The organism is Pseudoalteromonas sp. T1lg122 (assembly GCF_002964825.1).
Lineage (GTDB): Bacteria > Pseudomonadota > Gammaproteobacteria > Enterobacterales > Alteromonadaceae > Pseudoalteromonas > Pseudoalteromonas gelatinilytica.
In genome coordinates this window covers 665,406-674,466 of record NZ_PQCG01000032.1, presented here as the reverse complement: position 1 = coordinate 674,466, position 9,061 = coordinate 665,406, and the positions used below count along the sequence as shown (strand labels likewise).

The following is a 9,061-nucleotide window of genomic DNA, read 5'->3' as shown; positions in this document are numbered from 1 at the left end:
CTTTCTAACTTTCTAACTTTCTAACTTTCTAACTTTCTAACTTTCTAACTTTCTAACTTTCTAACTTTCTAACTTTCTAACTTTCTAACTCTAACTCAACTCTCTAATCGCATTACTAATCCCATCTAGCGTGAGTGGGTACATGCGGTTGTCCATTAACTGCTTTATAAAATCAATTGATTGATAATAGCGCCAGTGTTCAACGGGTTGCGGGTTGAGCCAAGCGACTTTATCAAAGTGATTGGTTATGCGGTTTAGCCAAGCGCTGCCGGGTTCTTCATTCCAATGCTCAACGCTGCCTCCAGGGTAGGCGATTTCGTAGGGACCCATGGTGGCATCGCCAACAAAGATCACCTTGTAGTCGCTGGTGAACTTGTTAATCAAGGTCATGGTATCAATGACGTTAGAATGACGACGCTGATTATCTTGCCAAACATGCTCATACAAACAGTTATGAAAATAGTAAAACTCTAGGTGCTTAAATTCGCTGTGAGCAGCGCTAAATAGCTCTTCGCAGGTATGAATGTAATCATCCATTGAACCGCCGATATCAAAAAGCATCAATACTTTTACTGCATTGTGGCGCTCAGGTGCCATTTTTACATCGAGCATGCCGCCTTGCTTTGCTGTTGCGCGGATGGTTTCGGTTAAATCGAGGGTATCGCTGGCGCCAGTACGGGCAAATTTACGCAGTTTTTTTAGAGCGAGTTTAATGGTGCGCGAGCCGATTTCACGGTCACTATCAAGGTTTCGGTAGCTGCGTTTATCCCACACTTTTACTGCGCGGCGATGTCGGTTACCGTCTTGACCAATACGCACACCTTCAGGGTTATACCCATAGGCGCCGAATGGTGAAGTGCCACCGGTACCCACCCACTTATTGCCCCCTGCATGGCGCTTTTGCTGCTCTTCAAGGCGTTGCTTGAGGGTTTCCATGAGTTTATCAAGGCCGCCCATGGCTTGTAGTTGCGCTTTTTCTTCTTCGCTTAAGTGCTTTTCAAACTCTTTACGCAGCCAATCATCAGGCAAGGCATGTTGCTGTTTTAAGCTTTCGAGCAGATCAAGGTCGGCGACACCACTAAAGTAATCAGCAAAGGCTTTATCAAAACGGTCGAAATGGGTTTCATCTTTAACCATGATGGTACGCGCTAAATAATAAAGCGCGTCAACATCGGCAAAAATAACTCCTTGCTTGAGCGCATTGATCAAATCAAGTAGTTCTCGCAAACTTACTGGTAAGCGGTATTCGCGAAGCTTAAAGAAAAACGCAATTAACATCTTAACGGCGGCTCATAAACGCAAGTTTTTCGATTAAGCTAATGTCTTGCTCGTTCTTTAATAGTGCTCCAAACATGGGCATTAAGCCGCCTTTTTGGCTTTTATCATGCAGTGTTTTAGCATCAATATCTTCGGCCATCAGTAGCTTTAACCAGTCGAGTAATTCGCTGGTTGATGGTTTTTTCTTAATGCCGTTTACTTCACGTAGATTAAAGAAAACCTCAAGTGCTTGGCGTACTAAATCTTGTTTAACATGCGGGTGATGCACATCGATAATTTGCGCCATTTCTTCACTACTTGGAAAATCAATGTAATGGAAAAAACAACGACGTAAAAAGGCATCTGGCAGCTCTTTTTCGTTATTTGACGTGATGATCACAATCGGACGTTGCTTTGCAATAACTCGCTCGCCGGTCTCATAAACATGAAACTCCATTTTATCGAGCTCTAATAGCAAGTCGTTGGGGAATTCAATATCGGCTTTGTCAATTTCATCAATCAATAGCACAGGGCGTTTGTTATGTTGCTCACCATAGGTAAAGGCTTGCCATAATTTCCCTTTTACAATGTAGTTGCTGATATCGTGCACACGCTCATCACCTAACTGGCTGTCGCGAAGACGCGATACCGCATCATATTCATACAGGCCTTGCTGCGCTTTAGTGGTTGATTTGATGTGCCATTGAATTAGCGTGGTGTCTAAACTTTTTGCAAGTTCCTCGGCCAGCATAGTTTTACCTGTGCCGGGTTCACCTTTAATAAGCAGGGGTTTTTCGAGCAAGATCGCTGCGTTAACCGCTTGTTTTAATGAGTTACTGGCAATGTAGTTATCGGTTGAATTAAAAAGCACGATGTCACCTTATCTGGTCTGAGCAGTGATTAATAACGTCATGATGCCACAGTTAGTCGGCGTCTGAAAGGTATGCAAAACGCGGTACCGTTTTGCCCTCTACAGTGACGGTTTCTGTAAACATACTAAGCGGGCGTGCCCACATGCCAAATTCGCCGTAGAGCGCTTGATAAATTACCAGTGTCTCATTCGTTTCGCTATGAGTGGCAACATATTCAACTTTGTATTTTGGACCTTTGTAATGTTGGTAAATCCCGGGTTTGATAGTCATGTGTTTATCTCGCATCTTGGAGTCATTTGGGTATAATTGCAGTTTGCACATTTTACGCTGAAACAAACTGCCTGAACTATGAATTATATTTCGTTAGATGAATACAAAAAAGCCTGGGTTTTTCGTCATAAAGATATGCCGATAAGTAGCGAAGACGCAGCGCAAATAAAACCAATGAGTGCTGAACGCGCTGCTGTTTTATGGACTACCATGGTGAGCCGAGAGCATGATCACCCTGACTTTTTTGATAAAACAGATTGGTGCGGCAAAGACGACAGCTTTTCAGAGACCATTAACTGGGAAAACGCATGGGAAGCGGGCGACGAGCAGTTACCTGAAGAAATCCTAAACCACTTAGCGTGGGAAGCAAACACGACGGTCTATTTTTGTATGGCTCGCGACAATATCATTGAAACCAGCTTTGCCGTTTTTAAGCGTTGTTGGCAAAACTTTATGTTTTTAGCTGATGGTAGTTTGTTACTAGGTAAAAAGCGTGATGCGGTGGTGCAGTTTTTAGAATCTGGTAATGCAAAATTGGGTAAAAAAGGCGCAGTAAAGTAGCGCTCAATAAACGCTCTATGCTATAAAACAGTCAAGCAATTGTTTTATAAGAGCGCGCATTGTCTAAACCAACTTCACAGAGCGAACACTCGCAACAAGCCGAAATTTGGCAAACTGATGCCGATCGTGCTTTGTATGCGCAGTTATGCAATGCATTTTATGCTCGTGAAATCCCGCGTTTGGTAAATGAACCTGATGCTGCAAGGCTAAAGCGCTTATTAGCTAGTTTGCCTTACTATATAGAGCGTTTAGCCATGCGTATAGTTAATGGCGATGCGCCATTGCAGCTAGATTCACAAAACGGCAGTTGGCTTGAAAAACAAAAATCAACGCCACCTGTTTATAATAAAAACGACTCAAAAGACTTTTATAGTCAATATGCTAAGCGCGGGTTAATTGTTCCCGTGCTAATTAATGACGAGCAATGTACAACCGTGCGCATAGACAGCTTAGATCAAGTAAGCGACAATAAGGTACATTGCAACGAGCTTGGTTGGTTTGATACTTCCGGTGAATCGCTAGAAAACGCGCATATTCAATTGCTTAAGCCCGCAAAAGCGGTGATGGCAGCAGCGTGCTGTGGTCATCAATGGCAATTTAATAAACGCATCACACCTAAGCGTTTGTCATTACGAGAAATGCTACTAGCAAGCAATATAAATTGGCGTAATTTAAAACGCCCTTTGACTTAATTTAACCGCGAAGGAGTGTTCAATGCGGGTTTTTCAATTCGCCTTGTTATGTTTGGCTTTATTTCTGCAATATCGTTTATGGTTTGGCCATAATGGTGTGCAAGATTACACTCGTTTGAAACAAGCGGTTACCTCTCATCAAGACACCAATGCTAAATTGTTAAAGCGCAATAAAGTGCTCAAAGCCGATATTGAAGACTTAAAACTCGGTCAAGAGGGCATCGAAGAGCGGGCGCGCAATGAATTAGGAATGATTAAACCTGGCGAAACCTTTATTCGCGTATTACCAGGTCAACAGCAAAATGAACACTAAGCAAACTATCACCGCCATTGTTCCCGCTGCGGGAGTTGGGAGTCGAATGCAGCATTCGGCGCCAAAGCAGTATATTGAACTTGCGGGTAAAACTATTTTAGAACATACCCTGAGTAAACTTGCAGAACTTAACGAATTAAATACCATCAAAGTAGCAGTTAGCGATGATGACGGCTACTTTGCTGATTTACCTCATATTGATAAGCGTATTGAGCGCGTATCTGGTGGTAAAGAGCGCGCTGATTCAGTGCTCAATGCATTGTTATCACTTGCGGATAACCCGCCTGATTGGGTGCTTGTTCACGATGCGGCAAGGCCGTTAGTATGCTTGGCAGATATTCAGCGTTTAATATCTGAATGTATCGCTGCCAATGAAGGCGGTATCTTAGCATCAAAAGTAAAAGACACCATTAAACGCGGTCATACGCACAGTGAACAAACGGTGCCTCGTGATGATTTATGGCAGGCACTCACCCCTCAGTTTTTCCCCTATCAGGCGCTCACAGATGCGCTATCAAGTGCCCTTAAAAATGGTGTGACTATCACGGATGAGGCATCGGCAATTGAATGGGTTAAGCAGCCTGTTAAGCTGGTTGCTGGTCGCAGTGACAACATTAAAATCACCACCCCAGAAGATTTAGATTTAGCAGCATTTTTACTGCAAAAACAACAAAACGAGAGTACCTCATGATTCGAATTGGCCATGGCTTTGATGTACACAAATTTGGCGGCGAAGGCCCGTTGGTGATTTGTGGTGAAAAAATTGATTACCCACAAGGCTTTTTAGCACATTCAGATGGTGATGTTGCCATTCACGCATTGTGTGATGCTATTTTAGGTGCATTAGCAATGGGGGATATTGGCAAGCATTTTCCAGACACTGCGAGCGAATACGAAAATATTGATAGCCGAATTTTACTACGCCACGTGGTTGGGCTTGCTAAAGATCAAGGCTATGTACTTGGTAATGCCGATGTGACGATTGTTGCGCAAGCACCAAAAATGTTGCCGCACATTCAAGCAATGCGTGAAAACTTATGCCAAGACCTTGCAGCTGATATTTCTCAAGTGAATGTGAAAGCAACAACTACTGAGAAGCTTGGGTTTGAAGGTCGCAAAGAAGGTATTTCAAGCCACGCAGTGGTGATTATGAGCAAACAAAGCGCATGAGTGAGTTAAACTACCTTTACGGTAAACCCCTTTCTAAGGCTGACTTTAAAACTCACGCCGAAGACTTCATGGTTGATGAAGACTTAGGTATTGAGTTTACAGGATCAGGTGAGCATGTTTGCTTGCAGGTTGTAAAAAAAGGCGAAAATACTCAGTTTATTGCTAAACGCATTGCCGAAAAAGCGGGGGTATCTCCACGTGATGTGAGTTATGCAGGCTTAAAAGACCGTCATGGCGTGTGTACACAATGGTTTAGTGTTCCCGTGCCAATTAAAAAACACATAGAATTTAGTGAGTTGAATAACGAGCAATTTTTTGTGGTATCGCAACAGCGTCATAATCGTAAGCTCAGAACTGGCTGCCACAGAGGCAATCGCTTTACCATTACGTTACGCAACGTGACTGAGCCGCTGGATATTTTGTGCCGTATCAACGCGGTGCGCGCCGGTGTGCCTAATTACTTTGGTGAGCAGCGCTTTGGGCATGGTGGTCACAACCTTGAAATGGCAAAACGCATGTTTGCCGGAGAGCGTATCCGCGATAAAAAATTGCGTGGCTTAGTTATTTCAGCTGCACGCTCTTATGTGTTTAATGAAATCGTGAGCATGCGCGTTGCAGAGCATGGCCTTGCAAAAACAATGCACCGCGAAGTGTTTATGCTCAGCGGCAGTAATGCATTTTTTGAAGACAATATTAGTGATGACAATATTGCCCGCCTAGCGTCTGGTGATATTGTGATGTCAGCTCCTATGGTTGGTAAAGGCGAAAAAGGCCTAACCGAAACTGAAAAAGAGTGGCTCGAGCCTTATCAGTCTTGGATAGAGGGTCTTAGCGAACTTGGCCTTAAGAATGAGCGTAGAATGTTACGACTGATCCCAGACTCATTAGCCGTTGAAACGATAGATGAAACGACCTTAAAGTTAAGCTTTGGTTTACCAAAAGGGTGTTTTGCTACCGCCTTGCTGCGTGAGCTGGTGGACTATCAAGATGCAAGCCCTAGAGAACAAAAACAAAAGGATGCGTAAATGAAAATCTTACTAAGCAATGATGATGGTGTGCATGCTAAAGGGATTGCGGTTTTGTATCATGCATTAACGCAAATTGCAGATGTGACCTTAGTGGCGCCAGATCGCAATTGCAGTGGCGCAAGTAATTCATTAACGTTAATGAATCCACTGCGTGCAACCACCCTTGATAATGGCTTTATTTCGATTAATGGCACGCCAACTGATTGTGTGCATTTAGGAGTTAATGAGTTAACCGAGCAGCAGCCCGATTTAGTGGTTGCAGGGATAAACCACGGTGCCAATTTAGGTGATGATACCTTGTATTCAGGTACCGTTGCCGCTGCCACTGAAGGCCGTCACTTAGGGCTACCTGCCATTGCAGTGTCGTTATGTTCTAAAGAAGGAAATCACTTTGAAACTGCCGCAGCGGTTGCGGTAAGTATCATCAAAGAGTTGGCATCGCATCCATTACCGAAAGATCAAATCATCAACTTAAACGTGCCTGATATTCCGCTTACCGAACTAAAAGGGGTCAAAGTAACCCGTTTAGGTTCGCGCCATAAAGCTGAAACCATGACTAAACAACAAGACCCATGGGGCCGCGATATTTATTGGTATGGTACCCTTGGCGCTGAAAGTGATGCAGGGGAAGGCACTGATTTTTATGCCATCAATAATGGATATGCATCAGTCACACCACTCAGTGTTGATATGACGGCGAAAGAAAGCTTACAAGCCGTTGATAGCTGGTTAGCAAATATGGAGATTAATAGTGCTGACTAATTATAATCGCAGTGCACTAGCATTAGCTGAATTATTAAAACGCGAGGGCGTAGAAGACAGTACGGTGCTTGAAGCGATAGCTTCTACACCTAGGCACATCTTTGTTGATGATGTTTTACAGCACAAAGCCTATCAAAATACCGCACTGCCAATCGGCCAAGGGCAAACGATTTCACAACCATACATAGTCGCACGCATGACAGAGCTGCTCCGCTTAGCTGGGGTGCGTGATAAAGTGCTTGAGATAGGCACAGGGTCTGGCTACCAAACGGCGATACTGGCAAAAACCTTTACTAAAGTGTGCTCGGTGGAGCGTATCAAAGCATTGCAATGGCAAGCAAAGCGGCGTTTGCACAAACTTGATTTATACAATGTCACCATGAAACATGGTGATGGGTGGCAAGGCTGGCAGTCACAAGCTCCATTTGAGGGAATTATTGTCACAGCAGCAGCTGCTACTATGCCACAAGGGCTTCTTGCACAACTTGCTGATGGGGGCGTTATGATTGCACCTATTGGTGAACAAGATCAGCAATTAATGATGGTCGTTAGAAATGGCGATACATTTACAGAACATAAAGTTGCACCAGTAAGATTTGTACCTTTGGTACCTGGTGATATTGAATAGGACGTTATACTTTGAAGTTGTTTACTAAGTTATATGATATGGCGCTGGTATGGGCTAAACACCGTCATGCGGAGCGTTATTTAGCAGGGATGAGTTTTGCTGAATCAGTTTTTTTTCCGGTACCACCGGATGTTATGCTAGCCCCTATGTCGCTAGCTCAACCAGATAAAGCATGGCGTTTTGCCAGCTTTACTACTATAGCCTCTGTGATTGGTGGTATTTTAGGTTACTTACTTGGCTTTTGGTTATTCGAACCTGTGGTCGAGCCTCTTATTGCCCAAATGGGTTGGCAAGCCAAATTTGACACAGCACTAGGTTGGTTTGAAAACTACGGTGTTTGGGTAGTCTTCTTAGCGGGCTTCTCTCCTATACCTTATAAGGTTTTTACAATCGGCGCTGGTTTGATGCAAATGGCATTCTTACCGTTTTTAATTGCCTCAGCTGTCGGCCGTGGCGCGCGTTTCTTTTTAGTGTCGGCCTTGATGAAATGGGGTGGCGTTAAAATGGAGCAAAAATTACGTCAATATGTTGAAGCGCTTGGTTGGGGATTAGTTGTTTTAGTCGTGGTTGCGTACTTTTTGCTACGATAACCCGCAAAACCATTAAATTAGTACGATAAGGAGCATTTTACGATGAGCAGGCAGTTAACAGTCTATGTTACTTTGTTTCTTAGTATTTTGCTCTTTGGCTGTACTTCTCGCGACGCACCGGCGCCGGTCAGTAGTTTAGATAATAAAGTTAAACCCGCCACACGCAAAGTAAATATCTCAGGCTCAAAATATGTAGTCAAAAAGGGTGATACTTTGTACTCAATTGCTTTTAGCGCTCAACAAGATTTTCGTACCCTTGCGAAAATAAACGATATTCCAGCACCTTACACTATCTTCCCCGGACAGAGTGTTTTGCTCACAAAATCGGCACAAAAACAAAAAAAGACGAAAAAATATACGAATTCGAGTAAAAAGTCTACTGTTTCTATACAAAAAAATAACAAAAAATTAAAAAAAGAGCTTGATCAGCCAAAACAACGAGAGTATGTTCAGAAACAAGCCAACAAAATAATTAGTGAAAAAAACAGTAATTCTAATGCAAAAGTTGTATGGAGCTGGCCGGCAAAAGGCAAGGTTACGCAACGCTTCTCTAATAAAGAGAATGGCTTTAAAGGATTACAGATTACTAATAAACAAGGGGCTTCTGTTTTAGCTGCTGCACATGGAACTGTGGTATACGCGGGCAACGCATTGAGGGGTTACGGTAATTTAATTATTTTGAAACATAATGATGATTACCTAAGTGCTTACGCGCACAATTCAAAGTTGCTTGTAAAGGAAAAACAGGAAGTAAAGGCGGGGCAGAAAATAGCAGAAATGGGCAGTTCAGACTCTTCGGTTACGGCTTTGAGATTTGAAATTCGTTATCGGGGTCAAGCAGTCAATCCTGCTAAGTATTTACCTTAGCCATTTAGGGTATTGATAAAGTGATTTAGCTCAATCACATATTTGCTCGGG

Annotated in this window: 13 protein-coding genes; 10 read left to right on the top strand and 3 right to left on the bottom strand. The window is 43.3% G+C overall.

Translation table 11 applies throughout. The features are described 5' to 3' along the window. Window positions 1-90: 90 nt before the first annotated feature. Genes C2M33_RS15460 through C2M33_RS15450 form a run of 3 tightly spaced genes read right to left on the bottom strand, consistent with a single transcriptional unit; the run spans window position 91 to window position 2,399 of the window. The gene (locus tag C2M33_RS15460) at window positions 91-1,278 is read right to left on the bottom strand and encodes a vWA domain-containing protein (protein WP_105174847.1); all 1,188 of its coding nucleotides are present in this window, start codon (window positions 1,276-1,278) and stop codon (window positions 91-93) included. 1 nt (window position 1,279) lies between these two features. Beyond that, complete coding sequence (locus C2M33_RS15455; protein WP_063703233.1) at window positions 1,280-2,128, bottom strand: AAA family ATPase; 849 nt, start codon at window positions 2,126-2,128, stop codon at window positions 1,280-1,282. 52 nt (window positions 2,129-2,180) lie between these two features. Then, window positions 2,181-2,399 carry a DUF1653 domain-containing protein gene (locus C2M33_RS15450; RefSeq protein WP_063703235.1) on the bottom strand — a complete coding sequence of 73 codons (219 nt, stop codon included), beginning with the start codon at window positions 2,397-2,399 and terminating at the stop codon, window positions 2,181-2,183. Between the two features lie 78 nt (window positions 2,400-2,477). Between C2M33_RS15450 and C2M33_RS15445 the strand changes: the two genes are divergently transcribed. From C2M33_RS15445 to C2M33_RS15400, 10 genes are read left to right on the top strand one after another with little or no spacing between them, the layout of a single operon-like run. Then, on the top strand, window positions 2,478-2,960 hold the full coding sequence (locus tag C2M33_RS15445) for a DUF2947 domain-containing protein (RefSeq protein WP_063703236.1): 483 nt from the start codon (window positions 2,478-2,480) through the stop codon (window positions 2,958-2,960). 59 nt (window positions 2,961-3,019) lie between these two features. Then, a complete protein-coding gene (locus C2M33_RS15440; RefSeq protein WP_063703237.1) occupies window positions 3,020-3,652 on the top strand; it encodes a hypothetical protein in 633 nt (210 codons plus the stop codon). Between the two features lie 22 nt (window positions 3,653-3,674). Then, a complete protein-coding gene (gene ftsB, locus C2M33_RS15435; protein ID WP_063703238.1) occupies window positions 3,675-3,965 on the top strand; it encodes a cell division protein FtsB in 291 nt (96 codons plus the stop codon). Continuing rightward, window positions 3,955-4,656 carry a 2-C-methyl-D-erythritol 4-phosphate cytidylyltransferase gene (gene ispD, locus C2M33_RS15430; protein WP_063703239.1) on the top strand — a complete coding sequence of 234 codons (702 nt, stop codon included), beginning with the start codon at window positions 3,955-3,957 and terminating at the stop codon, window positions 4,654-4,656. Before ftsB ends, ispD begins: the two co-directional genes overlap by 11 nt. After that, complete coding sequence (gene ispF, locus C2M33_RS15425; protein ID WP_063703240.1) at window positions 4,653-5,135, top strand: 2-C-methyl-D-erythritol 2,4-cyclodiphosphate synthase; 483 nt, start codon at window positions 4,653-4,655, stop codon at window positions 5,133-5,135. The genes ispD and ispF overlap by 4 nt, the downstream gene beginning before the upstream one ends. After that, window positions 5,132-6,160 (top strand): tRNA pseudouridine(13) synthase TruD, encoded by a 1,029-nt coding sequence (gene truD, locus C2M33_RS15420; protein ID WP_105174846.1) that lies wholly within the window; start codon window positions 5,132-5,134, stop codon window positions 6,158-6,160. Before ispF ends, truD begins: the two co-directional genes overlap by 4 nt. Continuing rightward, a complete protein-coding gene (gene surE / locus C2M33_RS15415) occupies window positions 6,161-6,925 on the top strand; it encodes a 5'/3'-nucleotidase SurE (RefSeq protein ID WP_054551143.1) in 765 nt (254 codons plus the stop codon). Further along, window positions 6,915-7,553, top strand: coding sequence for a protein-L-isoaspartate(D-aspartate) O-methyltransferase (locus C2M33_RS15410; RefSeq protein ID WP_063703242.1), 639 nt, complete (start codon window positions 6,915-6,917; stop codon window positions 7,551-7,553). Before surE ends, C2M33_RS15410 begins: the two co-directional genes overlap by 11 nt. Before the next feature lie 11 nt (window positions 7,554-7,564). Beyond that, entirely contained in the window at window positions 7,565-8,143 is a 579-nt protein-coding gene (locus tag C2M33_RS15405) for a YqaA family protein (protein WP_063703243.1), read from the top strand. A gap of 42 nt (window positions 8,144-8,185) precedes the next feature. Beyond that, window positions 8,186-9,010: a peptidoglycan DD-metalloendopeptidase family protein gene (locus C2M33_RS15400; protein ID WP_105174845.1), complete on the top strand. Its 825-nt coding sequence runs from the start codon at window positions 8,186-8,188 to the stop codon at window positions 9,008-9,010. The last annotated feature ends 51 nt before the right edge of the window (window positions 9,011-9,061 follow it).

What these genes read in the sequence shown, in the direction of transcription:
- C2M33_RS15460 (WP_105174847.1), bottom strand. Translation starts at nt 1,278, where the DNA reads ATGTTAATTGCGTTTTTCTTTAAGCTTCGCGAATACCGCTTACCAGTA.
- C2M33_RS15450 (WP_063703235.1), bottom strand. Translation starts at nt 2,399, where the DNA reads ATGACTATCAAACCCGGGATTTACCAACATTACAAAGGTCCAAAATAC.
- C2M33_RS15445 (WP_063703236.1), top strand. Translation starts at nt 2,478, where the DNA reads ATGAATTATATTTCGTTAGATGAATACAAAAAAGCCTGGGTTTTTCGT.
- ftsB (WP_063703238.1), top strand. Translation starts at nt 3,675, where the DNA reads ATGCGGGTTTTTCAATTCGCCTTGTTATGTTTGGCTTTATTTCTGCAA.
- ispD (WP_063703239.1), top strand. Translation starts at nt 3,955, where the DNA reads ATGAACACTAAGCAAACTATCACCGCCATTGTTCCCGCTGCGGGAGTT.
- ispF (WP_063703240.1), top strand. Translation starts at nt 4,653, where the DNA reads ATGATTCGAATTGGCCATGGCTTTGATGTACACAAATTTGGCGGCGAA.
- truD (WP_105174846.1), top strand. Translation starts at nt 5,132, where the DNA reads ATGAGTGAGTTAAACTACCTTTACGGTAAACCCCTTTCTAAGGCTGAC.
- surE (WP_054551143.1), top strand. Translation starts at nt 6,161, where the DNA reads ATGAAAATCTTACTAAGCAATGATGATGGTGTGCATGCTAAAGGGATT.
- C2M33_RS15400 (WP_105174845.1), top strand. Translation starts at nt 8,186, where the DNA reads ATGAGCAGGCAGTTAACAGTCTATGTTACTTTGTTTCTTAGTATTTTG.